A 23,742-nucleotide genomic window follows, 5' to 3' on the forward strand; every position below is an offset into this window, starting at 1 on the left:
TAGAGCCGGAATTAGAATCCAGATAGCAGGATAATAGTAACAACTAGTACGGCGAGGAAAAGCGTCTCACCGACCATCAGCGCGAGCGGCCTCCAACCCATCTCGGCCAACTCCTTGAACGAAGACTTCATGCCTAGCCCCACCATCGCCAGCACCAAACACCAGCGAGAGGTCTCTACCATTGTAGTCGCAACCAGTGGAGGAATAGCGCCGGCACTATTCATTACAACAACGAATATGAAGCCCAGCAGAAAGAGTGGCAGTGGCGACTTACTAGTCGCTGAAGCTGTTTGATCCACGCCCCATTTAGCCGCTATCAGAGAGATGACTATCACTACCGGTACGAGAACTGAAACTCGGAGAAGTTTGGTGAAGGTCGCAATATCTCCGATCTCATCTGACATCATGTACCCCGCACCGACAACTTGAGCTACATCATGAATAGTCGCTCCGAGAAAGACACCTGCCGCTTCAGGCGATAACTCCAAACTAGAGACAATCAGCGGGTAAGCGATCATCGCTACTGTGCTAAGCGCGGTCACGCAGACAACGGTAAATATTAGATTACGCTCCGCATCTTTGCTCTGCGGTAGAACCGCAGAGACTGCAAGTGCTGCAGAGGCACCACAAATACCCACTGACGCTCCCGTTAAAACACTCTTCTCTTTAGAGAGACCGAGTCGCGTTCCCAGAAACGCGCCAAACAGTATGGTTGAAGGCACTCCCACAAGAACAATAAGGATGGGCATCGGACCAAGACCCAGCAACTGCTCCACGGTAATGCGCGCGCCCAGTAGCGCGATCCCGAAGCGCAGAACCGTCTTCGCACAAAACTGGATACCCGCCACACAACTACCTTCATTCGACAGGTAATTGAGTGCCATACCCATCAGCAGAGCGTAGAGAATCACGGGACCACCGTAGTGATCCGACACAAAAGTCGAGGCCATGCCTATGACTAGACAAAGAATAAATCCCGGAGCTAGGGTTTTGACCCGATCAATAAATTGGGCGCTGCGCCCTGCGGTGATAATGCTCATGTAAGCTCCGATAAATAACTGTGATTAGCGGTGTGGCAAAGACTGATTCTCAGCTCAACGGGTTGTGCGTTGTAGGTGTAAGCGATCCGCTTAACACATAATAGAGGCGCGCCAACTTCGACATTTAGACATTGCGCCTGTTGCGGGTTGGCTCTGACGGCTGTTAACCACTCACGCGCCGATGTCACCGAGAAGCCAAAATCCTTTTCATAAAGTTGATAGAGCGTATTAGGCAGTGGTAAAGGATAATTTTCCAATCCCGGGGTACGGTTTGATGAGACAACTATCTCTTCAGTAATTACTGGAATACCCTCCAGAGACCTGTTGCGCTGAATACGGATCACATTCATCGATTCAATCAGGCCTAAATCAACCGCCTCGCTCTCAGTGGCAAGATCGCTCGCGATACTGACCAGGTGGCTTTCGGGTATCTGCTTTTCGTTGTTCTGGTCAACCATATTAAGAAAGTGAAACAGCGAACGATTGGCTGTATGTTCCGTGACAAAGGTCCCACGCCCTTGGCTGCGACGCAGCAAATTTTCCGAAGTCAGCTCATCAAGAGCCTTTCTGACTGTTCCCTGGCTCACTCCAAACTCGGCCGCAAGCAGTGCCTCACTCGGCAAAATACTGCCGGGTGCCCAACTGCGATCTGTCAGGCGCAATACCATCAACTCTTTCACCTGTTGATAGAGCGGTTTGAAGCTCGGCGATTTAATTTCATCCATTTTTTAGCAGCCTATTGCTATCGATCGATTTGGAGTGTATCTTAAAAATCAGTCTTATATAAGACATAAGACAAAAGATATATTTTAATAAACAATTTAACGGCACGACATGCCCTACATGCCGGGTCGTCAACCGATCCAAACTATTTGAGGAAAGCGAGATGAGTGAGACCCACTTTTTGATCCACGACAAAGATGATGTTGTCGGCGTAGCAGTAGTAGAGAACATCAAAGCCGGCATGGACGTTGTTGGCTACAAGATGGATACAGATGAGCAGGTAAACCTGAAGGCTCTGAGCGACATCCCCCTGGGTCACAAAATTGCTCTGCGTGACCTCGCTGAAGGCGACACTATTATCAAGTACGACGTAGACATGGGTCGCGTTGTTGCACCAATCAAAGCGGGCGAACACGTACACGTTCACAACGTGAAGACCAAGCGCTGGTAAGCAACTGAGCCGTTACATAACTGATTTTTAAATATTTGATTTAGCGCCTCATCTAAGCGCACTGGGAGAATACAATGAGTAATCCTACTTTTATGGGCTACCGCCGCGAAAATGGTCGCGTTGGCATCCGTAACCACGTCCTTATCCTTCCACTGGACGACATCTCTAACGCAGCCTGTGAAGCTGTCAGCAACAACATCAAAGGCACCACTGTAATCCCGCACGCATACGGCCGTCTGCAGTTTGGTGCCGACCTAGAGCTGCACTTCCGCACCATCATTGGTACTGGCGCAAACCCTAACGTCGCTGCTGTGGTTGTTATAGGTATCGAGCCAGGTTGGACTAATAAAGTCGTTGAAGGTATCGCTGCAACAGGCAAGCCAGTTGCTGGTTTCTCAATCGAGCAGAACGGTGACATCAACACCATCGCAGCTGCATCTCGTAAAGCTAAAGAGTTCGTTCATCATGCAACAGCATTGCAGCGCGAAGAGTGCCCAATCAGCGACCTATGGGTTGCAACCAAGTGTGGCGAGTCAGACACAACGTCTGGTCTCTCTGCTAACCCTACCGTGGGTAACTTCATCGACAAAATGTACGCAATGGGCGCAACCCTCTGCTTCGGTGAGACTTCAGAAATCACTGGTGCGGAGCACATTGTTGCTGGCCGCGCTGAAACGCCTGAAGCAGCCGAAAAGTTCATGAAGACTTGGTCTGCTTACAACGACTTCATCCTTGCTGAAAAAACCGACGACTTGTCAGACTCTCAGCCAACCAAAGGCAACATCGAAGGTGGTCTGACGACTATCGAAGAGAAAGCGCTGGGTAACGTGCAGAAGATCGGCAAGAAAGCTAAGTACATTGACGTACTGGAACCTGCTGAGGCACCAGCGAAAGGCGCGGGTCTCTACTTCATGGACACCTCATCAGCTGCTGCTGAATGTAACACCCTGCAGGCTGCTGCAGGCTATGTGCTTCACCTGTTCCCAACAGGTCAGGGCAACGTTATCGGTAACCCAATCATGCCGGTTATCAAAATTACTGGTAACCCACGTACAGTGCGCACCATGAGCGAGCACATCGATCTGGACGTTTCTGCTATCCTGCGTCACGAGATGACTCTGGACGAGGCGGGTGACGCCCTGATTGCTGAAGCTATTGGCGCAGCAAACGGCCGTCACACATGTGCAGAAGCACTCGGCCACGTTGAGTTCAGTCTGACTAAACTGTACCGCAGCGCTTAAGTTCTATCCCCGTTGAAGCGTTTAAGGCGGTCAAATGACCGCCTTTTTTTGGTTTAAAACGAGGAGTTGCTATGACTCAAATATCGGCCAAGACTTTAGAAACACTGCTGCACGAGATTCTGATCAAGCACAACACATCAGAAGAGAACGCCCACAGCGTAGCGCAATCGCTGGTGGCAGCCGATTTAGATGGTTTGCACTCTCACGGAGCGGCACGCGTATATGCCTACGCCAAACAAGCTCAGAACGGGAAAGTTGATGGGTACGCGCGGCCAATACTGGCTAGGCCGGCCAGCAGTGTATTCACCGTTGACGCAGCGGGCGGTTTTGCTTATCCAGCCATTGAACTCGGCCTCTGTGCTGCTGCAGAAAACCTAGAGAAGACAGGGATCGCGGTGCTCAGTATCGGTCAGTCACACCACTCAGGTGCTATTGGGCAATTTATCGAGCCGTTAGCGCGTCGCGGTTATGTTGTGATGGCCTTTTCAAATTCTACGTCAGCTATTGCGCCAGCAGGTGGGATTCGCCCCCTCTTCGGTACCAATCCAGTCGCTTTTTCCTGCCCCCGAGAAAATACAGACCCGTTATTGATCGATCTCTCATTGAGTAAAGTTGCGCGTGGGAAAATAAAATTGGCGTCTGACGCTGGCAAGGATATTCCTTTGGGCTGGGCAACTAACAAGCTGGGTGAGCCCACCACCAATGCTACGGAGGCACTCGACGGGGCACTACTGCCCATTGGAGATAGCAAAGGCGCGGCTCTTGCCATGATGCTCGAGCTGCTCTGTGCTGGTCTGAGCGGCTCCAACTTCGGCTACCAAGCAGGATCTTTTTTTACTGAAAAGGGCCCCCAACCGAGAATTGGTCAGTTTTTTCTGCTGATTAATCCAGCAACATTCAACCCAGGGTTTGTAAGCCAGGCTGAAAAGCTATTTACAGAAATTTTACTTCAACCAGGCACACGCTTGCCCGGCAGCGGACGCTTTGAGCGTCGTCGAAAGGCTTTAGCCGAAGGGATCGATCTTGATCCACGTATTATTGAACAGCTGCACCGTCTAAACGCGCAGTAAGACCACTAATCTCGGGCTATCATTTGAGCATTAAACGGGAATACCCATGCGCTCTAACGCCTTCACCCTATTCTGCTCAACGCTAGCCTGTACTTCGTCATACATACTTTGACGGTGACTATCCATCGCAACTAGCAAGGGGCCGAACTCTTTGAGTTTGAATTTCCAAAGACTTTCGGGGTTAAGTTCGTCCATATCGACATCAGTGATTTGCTCTATCCATGTGGTCTCGAGCGCCGCGGTACCGCCAACAATTGCCAGATAGACGCCTCCAAGCTCGTTGAACGCGTCGCGTGACTCATCCCCTAAACCACCTTTACCAATAATGATGCGCACACCCTCTCGTGACATTAGGGGCGCGGTAAAACGCTCCATGCGCATGGACGTGGTTGTACCGACACAGACAATTTCGTAACCCGCGGGGCAATTATCACGCGGTTCTACTTTACGTACATTTGGTGCGGTGTGTATGACCGCGTGTCCACTCAAGTCGAATTTGGTGGGGCGATCGTGATCAAACATGTGAATCTGTGTGGCGTCTCGTATTCCGTGAAGCCAGCCACTGAGCGTAACCGTATCGCCGATCTTCAGCTCGCGAATCGCTTCCTCGGAGCAGGGCATTTCAATTGTGTAATGTGCCATGTGTATCCCTCTAAAATCCGTACTCAACGCCGGCGGTTGTGAAACGCGCCTGCGCACGGCGAGCCGAGTTACACATAATATTTACAGCGACCGGATTCATTGTGATGTGTGTTGCGGCAGTCTCAACATGCACGGCAAAGGCCGTGCTATTGCCGCCGAGTCCTTGAGCCCCAATGCCAAGGCTGTTGACGGCTTCAGATAGTTCTTTTTCAAGCTTTGCACCCTCGGGATCGTCACAAACTGATCCCAAAGGCCGACTGGCAGCCAGTTTTGCGATCTTCGTGCACAGATCTGAGGTACCACCAACACCAACCCCGACAATCGTTGGTGGGCAGACCTTACCACCCGACTCCATCACCTTATCAATCACAAATTTTTTGACACCGTTGATACCATCGGCAGGGATACACATTTTCAGAAACGAGCCGTTCTCCGAACCGGAACCTTTGGGTACCATATCAATGGTCAGCACCTCGGATTCGTCACTAAAATCCACACTGATTACCGGAACCCGATGCCCTCCAGACGTGTGCTCATTGATTCGAGTAATAGGGTGAACAACACTGGAGCGCAAAGGGTGCTCTTGGGTTGCACGCGTGCATCCTCTGCGGATTGCCTCCTTGAGCTCATAACCATCAACATCCACTCCGCGCCCAATTGTAATGTTGTAAATAGGGATACCGGTGTCCTGACAGAGCAAATTATTTGTCTCTTCAGCGACCGCAATGTTCTCGACCATAGTCGCCAAGATCCGCTGCCCAGTGGGATGTTGCTCCTGCTTAACTAAGGTGTCAAAACCGCTTTTGACGTCATCTGGTAAAATTTTCAGAGCACGTATGTAGAGTGTTTTAGCCGCCTCTTCAACCTCATTTAGATCAACTTTCATTGCTACTCAAACCCAAAACTTACTATGGAAACCGATTATTAAATTAATAGTCTCTAAAGACTAACGATAAACATTTAAGATCTTTTGAAGCATCCCTTACAAAGGATCAGAAAAGGTTTGAGAAGAGCAGCCAGATACCGAATAGCGCCACCAGGTACCAGAGTAGACGTCGAAAGGTCTCTGCATCGAGATTTTCAGACAGGCGCTGCCCCATCCAACCGGCGACCAATGCAGGCAGAGTAAAGAGCGCAAGGTAGACTATGACAGTAGGCGTGAGCAACCCCGTTACGCCATACCCTAAAGGCACCAGCACCCCGCTAAGCAGATAAAAACTGTGCAGTGTGGCTCGTAGCTGCGCCGGTTCCCAGCTACGCAGGGAGCCATACACAGCGAATACAATCCCACGCAAGGCGTAGGCGCCCCCCAAAACCCCAGCAAGAGCCCCAAAGATGTAGCTCCAGACATTCGCCCGTAGCGGCGCTGGTTTAATTGCTGACAATGACCAGAGCGCCAGCACAATAAGTACTGCGCCTAGCAGAGTCCGAACAAGAACCTCATCTAGGCTGGTCAGCAGCAAAATACCAAGCGGAAACGTCACAAGCGCAATTGAGCCGGCGCGTTTTAACGATCCAACGTGGACATGTTTGCGCTCACGCCAGAGACCGCCGACTGATGTCACAATGGACAGCAGAAGAATCAACGGTACGGCCTCTTTCACGGGAATCATGAGCGACAAGATGGGCACCGCTATCAACCCATCACCAAAACCGAAAGCACCTCGCACAAACAGCGCAAAACATATAACAAAGAGCATCCACAACGTTGTGGCGCTTGTCGCTAACTCAAGCGCTTCATGCACTCAGACTATCCGTTTGCCGATGTACCTTAGGTGCCGTCTCCGTGTAGTTCTCCACCAGCGATTGTCCGGGTTTAATTATTGTGAACTCAACCGGAACCTGTTCAACGGTCAGCTTCTCATCCGCCAGACGGACTTGAGTAAAGTAGGACTCTTCAAGACTGCCGGGTTCCGGATAATCCTCTCGGAAGTGCGCCCCACGTGAGTTTTCACGCGCCAGCGCAGCCCGCGTAATGACTAGCGAGATCTCGATCAAATTGTAGAGGTTAAGCCAGTCGTGCCAAGTCAGGTTAAACACCCTATTCTCGGCACCGATATTGCCCCGCAGCAGTCGAGTTTGGAGGCTCTCGACGCGCTCCAAGCCGCGCGCCAGCCCCGCTTTGTCTCGCATAACACCGACATCATCCCACATGATATCCATCAACTCCTCGCGCAGAGCATGCACATTCAGCAACTCACCGTCGCCTTTGAACGGTAGCAGGGCACGTTCCAGCTCGTAATCCAGCACTCTAAGATCAGGGTCTGCCAGAGACGCTGTAGCGGCATACTCGGCCATCGCCTCCCCCGCAACACCGCCGAATACTGTCGAATTAGCAACACCGTTGCCCCCTAAACGATTCGCCCCGTGCACACCTCCCGCATCCTCACCGGCGACAAAAAGGCCTTTAAGATCAGTTTCGGTCTTGGTACTGCAAACAACACCACCCATCAGATAATGCGCTGTCGGCACAACCTCTACCTTACCGCCAGCCAGATCGAAACCGCAGTCTGCGCAACGTTTGACCATTCCTTTGAACTTCTCTCGCACGGTATCAGGGCCCAGATGACTCATCGAGATGTACACTCCACCATTCGGCGTAGTGTTCCCGGCTCGCATCTCCGCGTAGATTCCACGACTTACAATATCACGCGTCGCTCGCTCGCCCCGATCGTCATAGTTGAACATAAAACGCTCGCCGGCCCCATTGTGCAACTCACCGCCGGCACCTCTGAGGCCCTCTTCAAGCACGGTACCAGTCATGCGCGTATCTTTGCCCGCTAACAGGCCAGTCGGATGGAACTGCACCATCTCCATGTCGCGCAGCGGTAAACCGGCCCGTAGCGCCATGGAGAGCCCGTCCATACTTTTTTCGCCCGAGGGGGTGTAGTACTTGTACATCGTGGGGCCAGCGCCAGTGGCCAGAAGAACGGCCTTAGCCCTAACCAACTTCATGGCACCACTGCGCATATCGACCAGCAGAACGCCTGCGATCCCGGATCCACCGGCAGCCGGTATCAACGCGAGCGCACGATGCTCTTCAAGTCTAACAATCGGACGAGCCAGCACCTGCTCCATCAGGCGGTTAATTATCTCGATCCCGGTAAGGTCGCCTTTATGCACAGTGCGATCTGCAGTCTGCCCAGCAAAGGCCTTGTGGTGCAGCGTACCGTCCGCTTCACGATCAAAGAAACAACCGATCTCGTTTTCCAGCTCGCGAACACGCTCTACCGCTGTCTCGCAAAGTTTCCAAGCAAGTTCTTGGTTCGGAAGCCACTTCCCACCGGCAATCGTATCCATAAAGTGACGCTCTACGCTGTCACTGGAGCTCAAAGCGACGTTGTAGCCACCTTGAACCATGCGCGTGCAGCCGCATTTACCCATCAAACCTTTTACCGCAATGGTAATCTCTAGATTCGGATTGGATTTATGCGCATGAAGGGCTGCCAGCAATCCGGCGCCCCCGGAGCCCAGAATTAAGATATCCGTTTCAGTAATTTGCACAGCCATCAGAAAGCCCTCAGAAGGAATAGACTCGCCAACAAAAACGCGGCGGAGGCGGCGGCTGCCACGAAAGTTTTTTGGTGATCACGCCACTGCAACATCTCCAGTGCCATTAATCTCAGTCCCCCGAACAGGTGAATCGCCAAAAGAAATACCAACCCGAACTCAGCCGCTTTCACAACTGGGCTCTCTGTCCAGACCAGCAACTGGTCCAATTCATCTTTGTTATTCAGCGCCAGTCCTAGCACATACAGATGAGGCGGTATAAACGCAGCCAGACACAGTCCGGAAATGCGGTGAACAAGATATGCGTACCAAAGAGGATGGTCGCGATGTGGCTTTGCTCTCATGCCAATACCACCGCGTAGATTGCGCGGCCCCCCAACACTAGCGTAACTATGCAAAAGCCCCAGCTCAGAAGATCCAAACTGAGACCTCTCAATCGCCCCCATTCATAAGCAATTGAACGGACACCAATCGCCCCATGAACAGATACGCTGGCAACAAACAGACCATAGACAAGCGCCCAAAACAGACTACCTTGCGTACGGCCTAAAATCTCCTCGCTGGAGAGGCCGCCCTGGATGGCGTAGATCATCACACCCAAATGCAAGAGCACCAGCGGAGCCATAAGCAACGCACTCAGGCGCTGCAAAAAGTAGAGTCTAATACTGAGCATGGCCTATAACTCCCCTTTCAGAACAGCACGGGTCGCAAGACGTTTAAGACCGGCGATAGAGCGCGTGGGATTAAGCGTATTCGGACAGTGTTGCACGCAACCTTGCTGAGAGTGGCAGTTTTGACACCCACCCTCTCCTGTCACTGCACGTAAACGGGAGTTTTTACCACCATCGCGAACATCGTTTTGCAAGGTCCATGCGCGGTTTAAGGCTGCCGGCCCTAGATAACTGGGGTTCAGTTCGACCGCATCACAGGACGCATAACAAACGCCGCAATTTATACATTCGATCGCTGCGTCAGCTTCAACGCGCTCTTTGCTAGCCGGCTGCACAATTTCGATTGCATCATCTCGCGTTTTTGTGGGAACAAAACGACTTTCAGCTTGCGTCCACTTGTCGAAAAATTCCGACATATCGGTCGCGAGATCTTTAACCACAGGGAGATTCCGCAACGGTTCAATGGTCAGCGTGTCACCTTGAAGTACCTTGGAAACATGGGTTCGACAGGTCCAGCGCGGCTTGCCATTCACAGTCATCGCACAAGACCCACACATACCCACGCGACATGCAAAGCGATAGGAGAGGCTGGGATCCGCATTGCGCTGAATCCATGTGACGACATCAAGTACGGTCTGGCTTTCAAGGGCAGGGACATCGAACTCGTCAAAGCGTCGATCTATCTCATCACCACGACTCACTTTAACTCGAATAGAGTTGGACCGATCGCCCATTTAGAGACTCCTAAAAACATTGAATCAATGCATTTAGGGTAAATAGTTAGCTTGGCTTCATCAAACGATAAACCGTAACTACTATAGTAAGAAAAGCTTAAGCTAACTCTGTAGAGGGCGGGTGATGCCGGCCCTCTCAACGACCGAATAGAGTTCTCTCCACAGCAGGTCAATCAATGTCTGCAACGAGCTATCACGACGGTACAGGACACCAAGCACTCTAGCGGGAGCATCCACTCCCAAGTCTATGGTTTTAAGGCTCTCATGCTCTGGAATTCCGACGCACGGATTAGGCAGAATCGAGACCCCGAGGTTATTTCGCACCATCGCGCTGACCGCCTCAAGTGTATCCAGCTCCATGCTCTCATTGACCCTGATACCTTGCTCGACCAACCACTGATCAACTGTACGTCCGACCCAAGCCTTGCGCGCGAAGCGGATAAAGGGAAAGGTCTCCAGAATTTCTCGCGCATCATCCGAGTCGACCTGCGCATTTGCCAAGACGACATAGGGCTCTTCAGTAAATGGCCGCCAAACTAAATGGTCGTAGACCGTCATAGGTTCAGTAATAACAGCCGCATCCAGAAAACCTCTATCGACCTGTGCATAGAGATCATCGGACAGTGCTGGGTAGAGACGAACATGAAGGCGATCGTTGGACTCTTGTAGCCGTTTCAGCGCTCTAGGCATCAAACCACTCATCGAGGTAGCAACAGTACCGACGGTAAGATTTTGAACCGCGGCGAGTTCATCGGAGAGGCTGGGCTTAATACTCTCGTAAACCCGAACCAACTCGCGCACTTTTGGCACGATTGCGTAGCCGGTGGGGTTGAGCTCTGGCGGTCGTTTGGTGCGGTCGAAGAGTGAGACTCTGAGCTCATCTTCCAGAGCGCGCATTTGCTGGCTAACTGCAGAGGGAGTTAGATATTCAGCCTTCGCCGCTTCTGAGAATGTACCCAGTTCGGCTATAGCCAAAAATGTTTTAAAACGACGAATACTCACAGGCCGCTCATAAATAAGTTAAGTTTTTCTTATTTAATCGCAGCCTTATCGGGCAAATCAATAGAAATAATTAATCAAAAGCCGGAACTGGTGCTATCAGCACTCACTACCCGTCAGATAGCGCTGTTTGTACATTGCGTAAAGGGCGGTCCAATCTTTCACACCGTAACCCGCATCCTGAGCCTCAGAGTAGACAGCGGCGGCAGCTTTGGCGGTCACCAAGGGCACATCGGCATCAACGGCCATGTTTATTGCTAAATCCAGATCCTTTTTCGCCAGATCAAGCATAAAGTCCGCTTCGATATCGCCTTTAAGCACCTTATTTGGATAGGTGGTCACCATATGCCCCTTGCTTGCGGGCGTGCCTCCCATGACCTCTATAGCTTTGTCGACGTTCAGGCCGTATACCTCGGCCAAGGTAAGAACCTCAGCAGTTAAGGAGTTTAACGCGGTCGACATCAGGTTATTGATCGCCTTCATGCGCACTCCCATTCCGGGTCCTCCACAGTCCTCTATTTCTGAGCCCATGCACTCCAAAACTGGACGTGCCTCTTCAATATCCGCCGCAACACCTCCGGCCATAATCAATAGTTTTCCGAGGCGGGCAAAATGGGAGGTTCGACCCACTGGGGCATCAATCATTCTCAAACCCTTGCGATTCAACCCTTCTCTTATTTTATCTGTCTCCTTAGGGCTGATCGATGACATATCGATAATCAGGCGGTTCCCTCTAAGCGTCTCTACCACGCCCTTTTCACCGAAAAGAACGGCCTCAACAATCGCGCCAACAGGGAGCATCGTTATGACAATATCTGCACCTTTCGCAGCTTCAGCAGCCGACTCAGCTCCCTGCCCCCCATTGGCCACAAGTTGCTCAACCGCAGCAGTGTTGGGATCGTACCCGATAACTTCAAATCCACCTTTAACGATATTAGCTGACATAGCACTGCCCATAGTGCCTAGACCAATAAATGCGATGCGTTTCATAAAGCCTCTCAACAATGCTCAATCAGAAAATGATTGGCTAACAAATTTTGTTTTACAGTAAGCATCGAACCCTTCAGGACCACCTTCGTATCCTATACCGCTATCTTTCATGCCCCCAAAAGGTGCCTCCGCCAGGGCTGGAGAGAAATTGTTAACTCCGATCCAACCCGCCTCCAGGTCATCTGCGACGCGAGTAGCCGTATCAAGGTTGGATGTAAACGCGTACGCGGCCAATCCGAGGTCCAGTGCATTCGCACGTTCAATAACTTCTGCGTAATCATCGAAGGGAACCACAGGTGCTACGGGCCCAAAAGGCTCTACGCTCATTATCGAAGCGTCGTCAGGCACATCCGTTAGCACTGTGGGATTAAAGAAATATCCCTTCCGGTCAGGCGCATCCCCACCCGCTATCACTCGAGCGCCTCGAACTTTCGCATCCGCGATAAATGCCCTCATCGACTCCACGCCCTTTGCCGTGGCTAATGGCCCCATAGTGGTATTAGCATCAAGCCCGTCGCCCAACTTGAGTTGCTCAACATAGCGGCAAAAATGTGCCAGAAACTCATCAAATTTTGATCGCTGAACAAAGATCCGGCTGACGCCTAAGCAGACTTGCCCAGAATTACGGAATTTGAATGCAGCCGTGAGCTCAGCGGCTTTGTGGATGTTTGCATCTTCGAACACGATCACCGGCGCATGCCCGCCCAACTCCATCGTAACGGGTTTTAAATATTCGCCGGCAAGCGCGCTCAATTTTCGACCAACCGGAACAGACCCCGTTAACGATATCTTCTTAACGATGGGTGATTTGATGAGAGCCTCAGAGACCATGCCTGAGTTACCAAACAGCAGATTGAGTACACCGGGTGGCACGCCTGCGTCCTCACAAGCTTTTACCAGTCCTACGGCAATACCGGGAGCAAGTTCAGACGGCTTAACGATCATGGCGCATCCAGCACCTAGTGCAGCTGCAATTTTCCGAGCGGTTAGTACAGCGGGAAAATTCCACGGCGAGAATCCAGCAACAACACCTAGCGGCTCTTTAACCGTCGTCTGGCGCATACCAGCCTGACGTTGAGGTAGTAGACGACCATAGGTACGAACAGCCTCAGCAGCACACCACTCAAAAGTCTCAGCAGTTCTATCGAGCTCTAAGATAGACTCCACTAGTGGCTTCCCCTGCTCGAGCGTCATGATGCGCGCCAGCTCACTTTTTCGCTCTTCGATGAGACGAGCAGCTTGATTCAGTATCTTGCTTCGTTCCCAAGGAGAGACCTCCCGCCAAATTTCAAAGCCGAGATTGGCGCTGTTTAGAGCTGCCTCAACATCCTCTGTTTGCGCTTGCGCAACCTCAGCGACAATCTGCTCATTGGCCGGATTAATGACAGGCTTAGTATGCCCACTAGTACCCGGGACCCACTTGCCGTGAATATAGAGTTGGTGCAGCAATTTAATCACTCCCCTCGCAATAGCGCGCACGGCGCTAGGTAAACTTCGCACTTAGTATTCGCAGGAAGCTCTTAGGGGTACAGTGAAATGTTCTTAAACAAGTGTTAAGTGTTTGGACAGTCGCCCAGCGAATCACGAATAACAATAGAGTAAGGGATGTTTTCTGGACGAACTTTATGCCCGAGTTCGACCGCCTCAAGAAGGCGCTCACCAGCCAGCTCACCCATCAACTTGTGACGGAGTCTGACGGTTGTCAGCGCAGGAGTTAAAACTTGAGCCATCGCAATGTCATCGAAACCAGTGATGGATAGATCTTCAGGTACTTTGCGCCCCATAATGTGAGCTTGCCTTAGGGCACCAGCCGCAACAACATCGTTTGCACAAAAGACACAGGTCAAATCAGAGTGACGCTGTAACAGAGTCTCGAGCGCAGATGCCGCCAGCTCGTGGTTGTATGTCACCTCTATCAGAGCGTCGTTTGCTACCGCAACGCCAGCGGCGGCAAATGCATCAAGAGCCCCCTGCACGCGATCGGTTGCGCGATCGTTCCAGTCTCTAACACCTGAGAGAATACCGATCTTCTTATGACCACGCGCAAGAATCTCGGCTGCCATAGCGGCCCCTGCAGAGTAGTTATCAAAACCGATTTGCGGCTCTTCGTTACTGCTGCGATAACACCATGACAAGCAGTACGGAACTTTACGAGCATGGATGAGTTGCCGCGTTTTATCATGCCTCGCAGTGCCGATAAGTAGCAGACCTGCGACTCCATGTGCGATGAGGCGTTGAACCTGCTGATATTCGCGGTCCGGATTATAGTTTGAGCTGGAGACCAGCAAAGTAATACTGCGATTATTCAGCCAAGCCTGCATCGCCTCTATGCCCTCGGCAAATATGGCATTTTCCAGCGTTGGCACGACAGCACCTATTACATCGGCTCTGCGGCTGGCTAGCGCTCGTGCATTGAGATCGGGTACATAGCCAAGAACCTCAATGGCCTTCGAGATTCTCTCTGCTGTCTGCTTTCGTATGCGGCCTGGCTGACTGAAGAATCGAGAAACGGTCGCCGTCGACACTTCAGCCAGACGAGCAACATCCTGAGCCGTGGGGCGAGCTAAATTTTTTTCGTTCTCTTCGGTGGATGCCATCTGCTAAAAACCAACTTTGGATTCAATATCTTACAGGGTATCAAATGCAACCGCTTGCAAAAAACTTATGTAAGCGGTTACATTTTTTCGTGTAAGCGCTTGCATTTGGTTTACAGTTAAGACTAAAGTAATTCTGCAGGCAATAAAAAATTCAATAAAACAGGTAGCCGCATGACATCTTTGAAATCTTTGGTTGTTATCTCAGCCGCCCTTTTTGTTGTTTTCTTTTTTAACGTTCTGCTTGGGGCATTCGCGGGAAATGCTTTCCTGTCGGATGTAGGTGAAGCACTGGTGTTGTTCGCAGCAACGCTTGTGTTCGTTGCAGCAATGCTGGCCGCCGAGAAACGGGCCAACAACCAATAACACCCTGAGGAAAATGATCGTGTCAGATAAAAATAAAATCTTTCAAGAAGAACGCCGTAACTTTCTTAAACTAGCCGGCTCCGCTGGGTTCACTGCAGCTGTTGTGGCTGGTGCAGGCGGCATGTTGCTGTCTCCACAGGCAATGGCGCAGACAGCTAAAGAAGAGCGTGATCGCGAAAAAGCCGCTGATCATGTTATGACACTTGCGACTGCATACGTACTCGGCGCTAGCCGCAGCTACCCAATTATGCAGCTCGACGTTAAAGAGAACATCCAGAACGCAACCAACGGCAAGGTATATGTGAAACTTGCTCCAGGCGGTCAGCTTGGTGCTGGTGGCGCACTGGCTCAGAAAGTACAGAACGGCACAATCCAGTGTGCACAGCACTCTCTGGCGAACTTTGCGCCTTTTGCTCCGGCTGCCGACCTTATCAACCTGCCATACTTCTGTGGTGCCAACCAGAAGTTCACTAACCTGACCCAGTCAGACGTGTGGAAAAACACTGTGCACCCACTCGTAGAGAAGAACGGCTTCAAAGTTCTTAACTACGTTGTAATCGATCCACGCGTAGTCGCAGTACGCAAAGGTGGCAACAAGGTCATCATGCCTAGCGATCTAGCTGGAGTGAAATTCCGAGTTCCTGGTTCAAAAATGCTGCAGCAGTACTACCGCATGGTCGGTGCTAACCCAACACCAGTTGCATGGGGTGAAACACCGTCTGCAATCAAACAGGGTGTTGCCGACGCGCTAGATCCATCAGTAGGCGCCCTACACGTATTCGGCTTCAAGGATATTCTGAGCCACGTAACCTTCACTCAGGCCGTGCCAGACGCTCAGGTATTCTCTGTAAACCTTGAGTGGTTCAACAGCCTGCCAAAAGACGTTCAGGAAGGCATCGAGTTTGCGGGTGAGATGAACACTCAGCAGAACCTTGCGAAAGTTCCTGCAGCACGTGCGTTTGCCATGGCAGAACTGCGCAAGTCTGGCGTTGAGTTCCACCAGTTGAGCGCTGCACAGCTCGCTGAGTGGGAATCGGTTGGCGGTTACCAGAACAGCGAGTGGGATAGCTTCAAAGCTGAACTCGCCGGTTCAATGGATGCCTTCAACAAGCTCGCTGAAGGCACTATGCAACAGAGCCGTTACTACGTACACGACGCATAAGCCGTCGAATCAAACCGGCCCCCATCCGGGGCCGGTTATACTTTCTGGAGAATACTATGTGGTCAGCGTTAGATAAGAACGTTGAGCGATGGGCTTTGCTCGTTTTCTATACCATGCTGGTTGTTACCATGGCTGTCGAGGTCATACGCCGCGAGCTGTTTGCCTACTCGTCAGTTTGGGGTGAAGAGATCGTGCGCTACAGCTTTATCTACCTCGCGTGGATCGGTGCCTCAGCCGCGGTCAAAGATCGAGCGCACATTCGCATCGATGTGCTCTACAACTTTGTATCGCCGCGCATCAAAGCAGGCCTCTACCTCATCAGCGACTTCATTATGTTGCTGGTATCTATGTTGGCCTTCTACTACTCGATTGAGTCCGTCTGGATTGCATTCAAATTTGAGAGTGTAACCCACGGCCTGCGCACATCTCTTGCGCTATTCCTTGCCGCAGTTCCCGTCGGCTTTGGCCTTGTCTGTATCCGCATCGTGCAATCAATGCTGCGCGACATTACAGATATACGCAAGGGCGAAGCGGTCTACGAAGGCGCAACTCTGTTTGAATCGGAAGATAAATAATGAACTATCTAATGCTTGCGCAGCAGACAGTTGAGCTTGGGTGGTCCTTCTACCTACCTCTGATTCTGTTCGTACTCTTCGTGGCCATCGGCGTGCCCGTTTGGGCGAGCATAGGCGTTGCAGCAATTACAATGCTGATAATGTCTGGCGACCTCCCACTATCGTTGGTCGGCGAGTCACTTTTCGACGGTATAGATCACTTTGCACTGACCGCCGTACCTCTATTCATTCTTACGGGTGACGTTCTTGTACGAACCGGGCTAAGCAAGAAATTTCTAGACGTTGCAGAGGCGTTGACCTGCTGGACCCGCGGGGGCTTCGGTTCCGCCACAGTACTGGTCTGCGGCATGTTCTCAGCGATCTCTGGTTCTGACGCAGCGGGCGCAGCTGCGGTTGGACGCATGACCATCAGCCGATTGGTTGAGTCTGGCTACCCACGCCCCTATGCCTGCGCATTGGTAGCGGCAGGTGCCTGTACCGGTATTCTGATCCCACCATCAATCGCCTACATCATTATAGGCCTGGTGCTGGGTATTTCTGCCAGCACGCTGTTCCAAGCTGCTGTTATTCCGGGTGTCCTGATTCTGGTGTCGATTTTGGCAACCAATACGGTGATGAACCGCCTCAACAATTGGGAGAACAGTGATCGCTTAACGGGTCGCGAATGGCTTGCCAATGTAGGCAAATCGATCAAAAACGGCTGGTACGCGTTTATTGTGCCGGTAATTATTTTCACCGGTATCTTTTCCGGCAGTCTGACGCCAACAGAAGCGGGGGCTATCGCGGTTGTAGTGACCATCATTCTTGGATTTATTCTTGGCACTCTTAAGCTGAGCGACTTCCCAAGCATGCTAATCAGTTCAGCGAAAGTGAACGGTGTCATTATCCCGATCATCGCATTCTCGCTGCCGCTTGCTCAGGCACTGGCAATCATGGGCGTGCCTCAGGGCTTCGTCTATGCGGTTACTTCGATGACCGAATCGCCAGAGATGATTATCTTCCTAATGATCTGCATCTTGGTGGTTGCAGGCTGTGTTATGGAGACCACACCGAATATCGTGATTCTAGCTCCGCTGCTGCATCCGCTAGCGATGGAGATCGGTATGAACGAGATTCAGTTCTGCGTAATGATGATCACCACTCTAGGTGTTGGATTTATCACGCCGCCGTTGGGCCTAAACCTTTTCGTTGTCGCTGGTTTAACTGGCGAGTCAATACTGAAGATTTCATACCGTGCGATCCCCTTCGTGCTGTTTATGTTGGGCGTAACGCTGCTTATTGCTTACGTTCCAGAGCTATCTACATCTTTGCTACCTGATATTTACAAGTAAGAGACCCCTAAAATGACTATCGAGTACCTGAAAAAAGCTGAGATCTCCTCAACCGCGAACCAGAGCGATGTTTCTGCCCTCGTGCAAGAGATCCTAAACGATATTGAGAAAGGCGGTGATGAAGCCTGCTTGCGCTACCGCGACAAGTTTGACGGTTACGACGGCAACGTTGTCCTGACACAGGAGGAGATCGACGCTGCCTGTGCAAAAGTGCCACAAAAACTGAAGGACGATATCGCCTTTGCACACGCTAACGTGAAAAAGTTCGCAGAAGCTCAGAAGAGCACGATCGTCGACACCGAAGTAGAAATCATCCCAGGCCTGATTGCTGGCCAGAAAGCCATCCCTGTACAAGCAGCAGGTTGTTACGCTCCGGGTGGTCGTTACGCTCACGTTGCTTCTGCTCTAATGACGGTTACCACTGCTAAGGTTGCTGGCTGTAAGGAGATCGTAGCCTGCTCTCCACCACGTCCAGATGGCGGTATCCACCCGGCGATCGTTTACACCGCTCACCTTTGTGGCGCTGACAAGATCGTTGCCCTTGGCGGTGTACAGGGTATTGCGGCGATGGCCTTTGGTCTTTTCGGCTTGCCGAAAGCAGATATCCTCGTTGGTCCGGGTAACCAGTTTGTAGCAGAAGCTAAGCGTATCCTGTTCGGTCGCGTCGGTATCGATATGTTTGCTGGCCCAACCGACTCTCTGATTCTTGCTGATGGAAACGCTGATCCTGAACTCGTTGCTGCTGACCTAGTGGGTCAGGCTGAACATGGCTACAACTCTCCAGTTTGGCTGGTAACAGACAGCCGTGAACTGGGTGAGCAGGTTCTGGAATGGGTTCCGAAGAAGATTGAAACCCTGCCGGATCTGAACCGCGAAAACGCTACCAAAGCCTGGGACGCATACGGTGAGGTTATTGTTTGTGCCGATCGCGAAGAGATGGCTCAGGTGTCAGACTCATACGCGCCAGAGCACCTGACCGTACAGGCAGACGATTTGGACTGGTGGTTGAACCGCCTGACTTGCTACGGTTCACTCTTCCTCGGTGTAGAGACAACCGTAGCCTTCGGCGACAAGGCTTCGGGCCCTAACCATGTACTGCCGACGTCAGGTGCTGCTAAGTACACCGGTGGACTCTCAGTTCACAAATACATGAAGCTGGTTACCTGGCAGCGTTCTAACATGGACGCAATGAAGGACGTTGCGATTGCAACGGCACGTATATCGCGACTGGAAGGCATGGAAGGTCACGCTCGCACGGCGGATATCCGTCTTGAGAAGTTCTTCCCGAATGAAACCTTCGACCTAGCAGGCCAGTAAATGGAAGCGAACTTCCAAGTTCGTGGCCGTGTAGCCGTCGTTACAGGCGGCTCGAGCGGGATAGGTCTGCGCTTCGTGCAGGCTTATCTCGATACTGGAGCCAAGGTTATCGCCGTGTCGCGCACACCAGGTCCATTAACAGATCTGGCAAATAATCAGGTCGGGCAGTTGGTACATGTATCTGCAGACCTTAGTGACATCGCTAGTATAGAAAAACTGCCACAACAACTAGTCGACGTTTTCGGGCAGGTCGACATACTCGTCAACGCCGCCGGGGTGAACCCTCGCAAAAACTCGGACGATCTCGGTCTAGATGAGTGGAACATGACACTCAACCTGAACCTCACCGCACCTTACATCCTAGCCCAGGGCCTGGCCAAAGGTATGCGTCAACGTGGTTGGGGACGGGTAATAAATATCGCTTCACTGCAGAGCGAGAGGGCATTTCCAAACGGTATTGCCTACGGCGCGACGAAAGGTGGTGTGGCGCAATTAACCCGTGCTATGGCTGAAGAGTGGTCACGCGACGGTGTTGGCGTCAACGCAATCGGTCCGGGATTCTTTCCGACTGCGCTAACACAGCGAGTGTTCGAAAATAGTGATCTTGTCGATCAACTTGCGGCTCAGACTTGTATTGGACGAAACGGCTCGCTTGATGATTTAGTCGGGCCATTGATGTTTCTCTCGTCACCCGCCAGTGACTACGTCACTGGACAAATATTGTATGTAGATGGGGGCTTTACTGCCAAATGAAAGCGCTAGTCTATGAGGGCAACGGTACCCTCAAATTTAAAGAGATGGATACACCTACCACCGCTGATGGCGAGGTTTTGGTTCGTGTCGTGTCAGCCGGTATCTGCGGCTCAGACCTGCACGCCTTTCACGGTAAAGATGAACGGCGGCCGCCGCCACTGATTCTGGGACACGAAGTCTCAGGTTTTGCCCAGCTAGACGGTGAAGAGCGAGCTGTTGTGGTAAATCCGCTGGTAACCTGCGGTGTTTGCCCGGCCTGCCTCCGAGGAGAGGACAATCTCTGCCCTGACAGGCAAATCATTTCGATGGCACCAAGACCCGGCTCATTTGCCGAATACTTTGCAATGCCAAAGAAAAATCTGATTGAGCTACCTCAGGGTTTTGATATGCGCAAGGCAGCACTTTGTGAACCCATCGCTTGTGGCTGGCATGCTGTTCGTCTTGCCGAGCGCTCTACCGGTATGCTGCTGTCCGACATCAATCTGATTGTCTGCGGAGCAGGAGCGGTTGGTTTGGGAACAGCCCTATCGGCACGTGCTCTGGGAATAAAAAACATCTGGGTGGTTGAGACTCAGCCGGGACGACGTGCAAATGCTCAGCGCCAAGGTCTGACTGCTGTCGACCCAGGCGAGCTTAATCAGCTTGATCTGCCGACCATCGATGCGGTTATTGATGCTGTTGGCATAGCGCCGACGCGAGCGATGGCCAGTGAACGTCTACGTCCAGGTGGCACCCTTGTTCATATCGGCCTCGGAAGCGCACAGGACGGCCTTGATATACGACGTACTACACTTCAAGAACTCAAGTTCATTGGTAGCTACACCTACACAATGAAACACTTCAAAGAGGTTGTGCAAGCGATGAATGAGGATCGTTTTGGTGCACTGGATTGGTATCAGGTCGAGCCAGTAAGCGATGGGCAGATTTGGTTTGAACGTCTTTCAAACAATGAAGTTGCTGCAGCAAAAGTGCTCTTAGAGTTTACCTAATAGCAGCACCAGAGGCAGGAAGTGAGGAGTTCTCCTCTACTTCCTGCGCCAACGCTTCTCAGCGCTGCCACCTCCATCAGTTGCTTACTTTTTCTCATCTTTTGAGTCTAAAAAGATCGTTTGTCACTACCGTGTAACCTCCGCATACTGCACCCCAATATCGGAGGTAATTTATGGACAATGTTTCTACAAGCACTGATTTGACTCAGACTTTCTCAGATTCTAACTACTCAGAATCAGATTACTTACAGTTGGCGCGCGCCTACCGTAATGAAGCAGCAGGTGCTGTGTTTGCAGAGATGTTCAGAGCTGTATCTACTTTTCTTAAGGAGAAGTTGAACTTTGATTGGCAAGCCCTCCTCAAACGAGCTTAAACCTGAATCAAAAAAGGCCGCATGATCGCGGCCTTTTTTACGTCAATTCGATCTGATAGCTGTATTGGTCAGTCAAACAGCGGCTGTATCTGAGCTCAACCGGGCGACCGTCAATTGAGAACGCTAAGCGCTCAATTTGCAGCAGTGGACTACCTACTGGCACCTTCAAAAATGTTTTATCGTAATCGTCAGCAAGGACAGCGGTGATGCTCTCTTTTGCCGTCAGAATCGAAACGCCATACTTGCTCTGGTACAGCGTGTAGAGCGTATTTGGCAGCGGTTGTTGAGCGGCAATATTTGGAAAATCTGCGCAACTGAGCACCACGGTCTCAAGTACGACCGGCTGTTCGGCCAACAAACGCACACGCTCGATCAGAGCGACCTGTTCTCCCCTTTTTAGCTCTAACTTAGTCACTTCGTCCGGGATTGCTTCTCTCTCAGTAACACTGATTACATCGCTGGAAGGTGCAGGGGAGACGCCCTCAGCATCTGCTAGGCGAAAAAAATGAAACAGCGCCTGCTCTTGGGTGTGTTCCGAAACAAAAGTACCGCGTCCTTGACGGCGAACAACTACCTTCTCAGCCGTCATCTCATCCAGCGCTTTGCGAACCGTTCCCTGACTGACTCCCAACTCAGCAGCTAACTGATTCTCGCTCGGTAGCAAACTGCCAGGTAACCAGTATCCTTCGACGATGCGTGTCAAAAGATGCTCTTTTACTTGAACATAGAGCGGTTGAAAACGAGTGGGAAATTGATCTGCTGGCATCCTTGCAATATCTCTTTCGGAGTTAGGTAATCGTACAATCGAGTATATCAGTGCACCGACTCTAATATACTCTTTTAACAGACGTAAAAAAGCCGAGCAGTTGCTCGGCTCTTTGACATAGCTGGCCTTAGCCCACGAACTTGATCATAACCCCTGCAGCGACTGCTGAACCGATCACGCCCGCGACGTTTGGTCCCATAGCATGCATCAGGAGGAAGTTCTGAGGGTTGGCTTCAAGGCCCAGTTTGTTGGACACTCGTGCAGCCATAGGAACGGCAGAAACACCCGCTGATCCTATGAGCGGATTAATAGCATTACCACCCTGCATTTTGTTCATTAGTTTGGCCATCAATACGCCGGCTGCAGTACCAATACCAAAGGCAACAATACCGAGCAGAAGAATGCCCAGCGTGTTCAAGTCTAGGAACTTATCTGCGCTCAGTTTAGACCCGACTGACAGGCCCAGGAAGATGGTAACAATGTTGATCAGCGCGTTTTGAGCAGTATCACTCAAACGATCGACCACACCACATTCACGCATCAGGTTACCAAAACAGAACATACCCAAGAGCGGGGCCGCGTCCGGCAGCAACATCGCAACCAAGATCAAAAGAATGATTGGGAAGAAGATCTTCTCAGTCTTCGAGACGTGTCGTAGCTGATGCATCGAAATCTTGCGTTCAGCTTCAGTCGTTAGTAAACGCATGATGGGTGGCTGAATCAACGGCACCAGTGCCATGTAAGAGTAGGCAGCGACGGCAATGGCTCCGAGAAGCTGTGGCGCTAGCATACTCGCAACATAGATCGCTGTAGGGCCATCAGCACCGCCGATTATCCCGATCGCGGCAGCGTCCTGAATGCTGAAGTCCATCAGCCCGAGGGTGCTCAGCCCAACGGCACCAAGTACCGTAGCAAAAATACCAAATTGAGCAGCGGCACCGAGGAACAGAGTTTTCGGGTTTGCCAAGAGCGGACCGAAATCGGTCATTGCGCCTACGCCCATAAAGATCAACAGCGGTCCAATCATCGAGCCGATAACAACCGAGTAGAAGTTGTACATCATCCCGTTAGAGTAGCCTGCATCCGCAGCTACAAGAGAGGCCGCGTGATGCGCCGATGCATTTGACTCGTGGTAGGCCGTCAGAACCTCATAGGTTTCCGTGCTCGCTACACCCAGGGTCGAGGCAAGAGATTGGAGAACCTCAGGCTTTGCGAAATGGACTGCGTTCTCTACAGCCGACAGCGCCAAACCCGCTTCCGGGATGTTCGCCATGATGCCGCCGAAGCCGATCGGCACAAGTAGCAACGGTTCAAATTTCTTGTGGATCGCAAGATATAGGAGGAGGAGACACACCAGTATCATGGTGAGCTGCCCGCCCGTTATGTTGTAGAGCCCTGACGCGTGCCAGAGTTCAAGAACCTTTTCCATGGATTCCTACTCCGT

At 51.5% G+C, this 23,742-nt stretch carries 26 protein-coding genes; 11 read left to right on the forward strand and 15 right to left on the reverse strand.

From position 1 onward, the window contains the following. Positions 1-11: 11 nt before the first annotated feature. Together AC1WNR_RS13425 and AC1WNR_RS13430 are read right to left on the reverse strand one after the other, a co-directional pair. Complete coding sequence (locus tag AC1WNR_RS13425) at positions 12-1,040, reverse strand: YeiH family protein (RefSeq protein WP_481645002.1); 1,029 nt, start codon at positions 1,038-1,040, stop codon at positions 12-14. After that, on the reverse strand, positions 1,037-1,765 hold the full coding sequence (locus AC1WNR_RS13430; protein WP_481645003.1) for a GntR family transcriptional regulator: 729 nt from the start codon (positions 1,763-1,765) through the stop codon (positions 1,037-1,039). The genes AC1WNR_RS13425 and AC1WNR_RS13430 overlap by 4 nt, the downstream gene beginning before the upstream one ends. Positions 1,766-1,926: 161 nt before the next feature. Between AC1WNR_RS13430 and AC1WNR_RS13435 the strand changes: the two genes are divergently transcribed. From AC1WNR_RS13435 to AC1WNR_RS13445, 3 genes are all read left to right on the forward strand, one after another. After that, complete coding sequence (locus AC1WNR_RS13435) at positions 1,927-2,214, forward strand: UxaA family hydrolase (protein ID WP_481645004.1); 288 nt, start codon at positions 1,927-1,929, stop codon at positions 2,212-2,214. Positions 2,215-2,288: 74 nt separating this feature from the next. Beyond that, entirely contained in the window at positions 2,289-3,455 is a 1,167-nt protein-coding gene (locus AC1WNR_RS13440) for a UxaA family hydrolase (RefSeq protein ID WP_481645005.1), read from the forward strand. Between the two features lie 71 nt (positions 3,456-3,526). After that, on the forward strand, positions 3,527-4,525 hold the full coding sequence (locus tag AC1WNR_RS13445) for an Ldh family oxidoreductase (protein ID WP_481645006.1): 999 nt from the start codon (positions 3,527-3,529) through the stop codon (positions 4,523-4,525). Between the two features lie 30 nt (positions 4,526-4,555). Here AC1WNR_RS13445 and AC1WNR_RS13450 read toward each other — a convergent pair whose 3' ends face one another. From AC1WNR_RS13450 to AC1WNR_RS13500, 11 genes are all read right to left on the reverse strand, one after another. Next, entirely contained in the window at positions 4,556-5,167 is a 612-nt protein-coding gene (locus AC1WNR_RS13450) for a fumarate hydratase C-terminal domain-containing protein (RefSeq protein WP_481645007.1), read from the reverse strand. Between the two features lie 10 nt (positions 5,168-5,177). After that, the gene (locus tag AC1WNR_RS13455) at positions 5,178-6,053 is read right to left on the reverse strand and encodes a fumarate hydratase (RefSeq protein ID WP_481645008.1); all 876 of its coding nucleotides are present in this window, start codon (positions 6,051-6,053) and stop codon (positions 5,178-5,180) included. A 106-nt stretch (positions 6,054-6,159) separates the two neighbouring features. Beyond that, on the reverse strand, positions 6,160-6,912 hold the full coding sequence (locus AC1WNR_RS13460; protein WP_481645009.1) for a sulfite exporter TauE/SafE family protein: 753 nt from the start codon (positions 6,910-6,912) through the stop codon (positions 6,160-6,162). Continuing rightward, entirely contained in the window at positions 6,905-8,677 is a 1,773-nt protein-coding gene (locus AC1WNR_RS13465) for an L-aspartate oxidase (protein WP_481645010.1), read from the reverse strand. The genes AC1WNR_RS13460 and AC1WNR_RS13465 overlap by 8 nt, the downstream gene beginning before the upstream one ends. Next, on the reverse strand, positions 8,677-9,021 hold the full coding sequence (locus AC1WNR_RS13470) for a succinate dehydrogenase, cytochrome b556 subunit (RefSeq protein ID WP_481645011.1): 345 nt from the start codon (positions 9,019-9,021) through the stop codon (positions 8,677-8,679). The genes AC1WNR_RS13465 and AC1WNR_RS13470 overlap by 1 nt, the downstream gene beginning before the upstream one ends. Further along, positions 9,018-9,350, reverse strand: a complete 333-nt coding sequence (locus AC1WNR_RS13475; protein WP_481645012.1) for a hypothetical protein — start codon at positions 9,348-9,350, stop codon at positions 9,018-9,020. Before AC1WNR_RS13475 ends, AC1WNR_RS13470 begins: the two co-directional genes overlap by 4 nt. A gap of 3 nt (positions 9,351-9,353) precedes the next feature. Beyond that, positions 9,354-10,082 carry a succinate dehydrogenase/fumarate reductase iron-sulfur subunit gene (locus AC1WNR_RS13480; protein ID WP_481645013.1) on the reverse strand — a complete coding sequence of 243 codons (729 nt, stop codon included), beginning with the start codon at positions 10,080-10,082 and terminating at the stop codon, positions 9,354-9,356. A gap of 102 nt (positions 10,083-10,184) precedes the next feature. Further along, positions 10,185-11,084 (reverse strand): LysR family transcriptional regulator, encoded by a 900-nt coding sequence (locus AC1WNR_RS13485; RefSeq protein WP_481645014.1) that lies wholly within the window; start codon positions 11,082-11,084, stop codon positions 10,185-10,187. 96 nt (positions 11,085-11,180) lie between these two features. Beyond that, positions 11,181-12,071 (reverse strand): sulfolactaldehyde 3-reductase, encoded by an 891-nt coding sequence (yihU, locus tag AC1WNR_RS13490; protein ID WP_481645015.1) that lies wholly within the window; start codon positions 12,069-12,071, stop codon positions 11,181-11,183. Positions 12,072-12,089: 18 nt separating this feature from the next. Then, positions 12,090-13,520 (reverse strand): NAD-dependent succinate-semialdehyde dehydrogenase, encoded by a 1,431-nt coding sequence (locus AC1WNR_RS13495; protein WP_481645016.1) that lies wholly within the window; start codon positions 13,518-13,520, stop codon positions 12,090-12,092. Positions 13,521-13,624: 104 nt separating this feature from the next. Continuing rightward, complete coding sequence (locus AC1WNR_RS13500; RefSeq protein ID WP_481645017.1) at positions 13,625-14,668, reverse strand: LacI family DNA-binding transcriptional regulator; 1,044 nt, start codon at positions 14,666-14,668, stop codon at positions 13,625-13,627. A gap of 171 nt (positions 14,669-14,839) precedes the next feature. Between AC1WNR_RS13500 and AC1WNR_RS13505 the strand changes: the two genes are divergently transcribed. From AC1WNR_RS13505 to AC1WNR_RS13540, 8 genes are all read left to right on the forward strand, one after another. Beyond that, the gene (locus AC1WNR_RS13505) at positions 14,840-15,031 is read left to right on the forward strand and encodes a hypothetical protein (protein ID WP_481645018.1); all 192 of its coding nucleotides are present in this window, start codon (positions 14,840-14,842) and stop codon (positions 15,029-15,031) included. Between the two features lie 19 nt (positions 15,032-15,050). Further along, positions 15,051-16,193: a TRAP transporter substrate-binding protein gene (locus AC1WNR_RS13510; protein WP_481645019.1), complete on the forward strand. Its 1,143-nt coding sequence runs from the start codon at positions 15,051-15,053 to the stop codon at positions 16,191-16,193. Between the two features lie 56 nt (positions 16,194-16,249). Beyond that, on the forward strand, positions 16,250-16,768 hold the full coding sequence (locus AC1WNR_RS13515; RefSeq protein WP_481645020.1) for a TRAP transporter small permease: 519 nt from the start codon (positions 16,250-16,252) through the stop codon (positions 16,766-16,768). After that, on the forward strand, positions 16,768-18,099 hold the full coding sequence (locus tag AC1WNR_RS13520) for a TRAP transporter large permease (RefSeq protein WP_481645021.1): 1,332 nt from the start codon (positions 16,768-16,770) through the stop codon (positions 18,097-18,099). Before AC1WNR_RS13515 ends, AC1WNR_RS13520 begins: the two co-directional genes overlap by 1 nt. Before the next feature lie 12 nt (positions 18,100-18,111). Continuing rightward, positions 18,112-19,416 carry a histidinol dehydrogenase gene (hisD, locus tag AC1WNR_RS13525; protein ID WP_481645022.1) on the forward strand — a complete coding sequence of 435 codons (1,305 nt, stop codon included), beginning with the start codon at positions 18,112-18,114 and terminating at the stop codon, positions 19,414-19,416. After that, a complete protein-coding gene (locus tag AC1WNR_RS13530; protein WP_481645023.1) occupies positions 19,417-20,169 on the forward strand; it encodes an SDR family NAD(P)-dependent oxidoreductase in 753 nt (250 codons plus the stop codon). Beyond that, on the forward strand, positions 20,166-21,158 hold the full coding sequence (locus AC1WNR_RS13535; protein ID WP_481645024.1) for an alcohol dehydrogenase catalytic domain-containing protein: 993 nt from the start codon (positions 20,166-20,168) through the stop codon (positions 21,156-21,158). Before AC1WNR_RS13530 ends, AC1WNR_RS13535 begins: the two co-directional genes overlap by 4 nt. Positions 21,159-21,331: 173 nt before the next feature. Continuing rightward, positions 21,332-21,532 carry a hypothetical protein gene (locus AC1WNR_RS13540; protein ID WP_481645025.1) on the forward strand — a complete coding sequence of 67 codons (201 nt, stop codon included), beginning with the start codon at positions 21,332-21,334 and terminating at the stop codon, positions 21,530-21,532. A gap of 37 nt (positions 21,533-21,569) precedes the next feature. Here AC1WNR_RS13540 and AC1WNR_RS13545 read toward each other — a convergent pair whose 3' ends face one another. Next, positions 21,570-22,298, reverse strand: coding sequence for a GntR family transcriptional regulator (locus tag AC1WNR_RS13545; RefSeq protein WP_481645026.1), 729 nt, complete (start codon positions 22,296-22,298; stop codon positions 21,570-21,572). A gap of 127 nt (positions 22,299-22,425) precedes the next feature. After that, positions 22,426-23,727, reverse strand: a complete 1,302-nt coding sequence (locus tag AC1WNR_RS13550) for a sodium ion-translocating decarboxylase subunit beta (protein WP_481645027.1) — start codon at positions 23,725-23,727, stop codon at positions 22,426-22,428. Positions 23,728-23,742 lie beyond the last annotated feature (15 nt).

It is taken from the genome of Marinobacterium marisflavi, assembly GCF_982447095.1.

What these genes read in the sequence shown, in the direction of transcription:
- AC1WNR_RS13425 (WP_481645002.1), bottom strand. Translation starts at nt 1,040, where the DNA reads ATGAGCATTATCACCGCAGGGCGCAGCGCCCAATTTATTGATCGGGTC.
- AC1WNR_RS13430 (WP_481645003.1), bottom strand. Translation starts at nt 1,765, where the DNA reads ATGGATGAAATTAAATCGCCGAGCTTCAAACCGCTCTATCAACAGGTG.
- AC1WNR_RS13435 (WP_481645004.1), top strand. Translation starts at nt 1,927, where the DNA reads ATGAGTGAGACCCACTTTTTGATCCACGACAAAGATGATGTTGTCGGC.
- AC1WNR_RS13440 (WP_481645005.1), top strand. Translation starts at nt 2,289, where the DNA reads ATGAGTAATCCTACTTTTATGGGCTACCGCCGCGAAAATGGTCGCGTT.
- AC1WNR_RS13445 (WP_481645006.1), top strand. Translation starts at nt 3,527, where the DNA reads ATGACTCAAATATCGGCCAAGACTTTAGAAACACTGCTGCACGAGATT.
- AC1WNR_RS13450 (WP_481645007.1), bottom strand. Translation starts at nt 5,167, where the DNA reads ATGGCACATTACACAATTGAAATGCCCTGCTCCGAGGAAGCGATTCGC.
- AC1WNR_RS13455 (WP_481645008.1), bottom strand. Translation starts at nt 6,053, where the DNA reads ATGAAAGTTGATCTAAATGAGGTTGAAGAGGCGGCTAAAACACTCTAC.
- AC1WNR_RS13465 (WP_481645010.1), bottom strand. Translation starts at nt 8,677, where the DNA reads ATGGCTGTGCAAATTACTGAAACGGATATCTTAATTCTGGGCTCCGGG.
- AC1WNR_RS13470 (WP_481645011.1), bottom strand. Translation starts at nt 9,021, where the DNA reads ATGAGAGCAAAGCCACATCGCGACCATCCTCTTTGGTACGCATATCTT.
- AC1WNR_RS13475 (WP_481645012.1), bottom strand. Translation starts at nt 9,350, where the DNA reads ATGCTCAGTATTAGACTCTACTTTTTGCAGCGCCTGAGTGCGTTGCTT.
- AC1WNR_RS13480 (WP_481645013.1), bottom strand. Translation starts at nt 10,082, where the DNA reads ATGGGCGATCGGTCCAACTCTATTCGAGTTAAAGTGAGTCGTGGTGAT.
- yihU (WP_481645015.1), bottom strand. Translation starts at nt 12,071, where the DNA reads ATGAAACGCATCGCATTTATTGGTCTAGGCACTATGGGCAGTGCTATG.
- AC1WNR_RS13500 (WP_481645017.1), bottom strand. Translation starts at nt 14,668, where the DNA reads ATGGCATCCACCGAAGAGAACGAAAAAAATTTAGCTCGCCCCACGGCT.
- AC1WNR_RS13505 (WP_481645018.1), top strand. Translation starts at nt 14,840, where the DNA reads ATGACATCTTTGAAATCTTTGGTTGTTATCTCAGCCGCCCTTTTTGTT.
- AC1WNR_RS13515 (WP_481645020.1), top strand. Translation starts at nt 16,250, where the DNA reads ATGTGGTCAGCGTTAGATAAGAACGTTGAGCGATGGGCTTTGCTCGTT.
- AC1WNR_RS13520 (WP_481645021.1), top strand. Translation starts at nt 16,768, where the DNA reads ATGAACTATCTAATGCTTGCGCAGCAGACAGTTGAGCTTGGGTGGTCC.
- hisD (WP_481645022.1), top strand. Translation starts at nt 18,112, where the DNA reads ATGACTATCGAGTACCTGAAAAAAGCTGAGATCTCCTCAACCGCGAAC.
- AC1WNR_RS13530 (WP_481645023.1), top strand. Translation starts at nt 19,417, where the DNA reads ATGGAAGCGAACTTCCAAGTTCGTGGCCGTGTAGCCGTCGTTACAGGC.
- AC1WNR_RS13535 (WP_481645024.1), top strand. Translation starts at nt 20,166, where the DNA reads ATGAAAGCGCTAGTCTATGAGGGCAACGGTACCCTCAAATTTAAAGAG.
- AC1WNR_RS13540 (WP_481645025.1), top strand. Translation starts at nt 21,332, where the DNA reads ATGGACAATGTTTCTACAAGCACTGATTTGACTCAGACTTTCTCAGAT.
- AC1WNR_RS13545 (WP_481645026.1), bottom strand. Translation starts at nt 22,298, where the DNA reads ATGCCAGCAGATCAATTTCCCACTCGTTTTCAACCGCTCTATGTTCAA.
- AC1WNR_RS13550 (WP_481645027.1), bottom strand. Translation starts at nt 23,727, where the DNA reads ATGGAAAAGGTTCTTGAACTCTGGCACGCGTCAGGGCTCTACAACATA.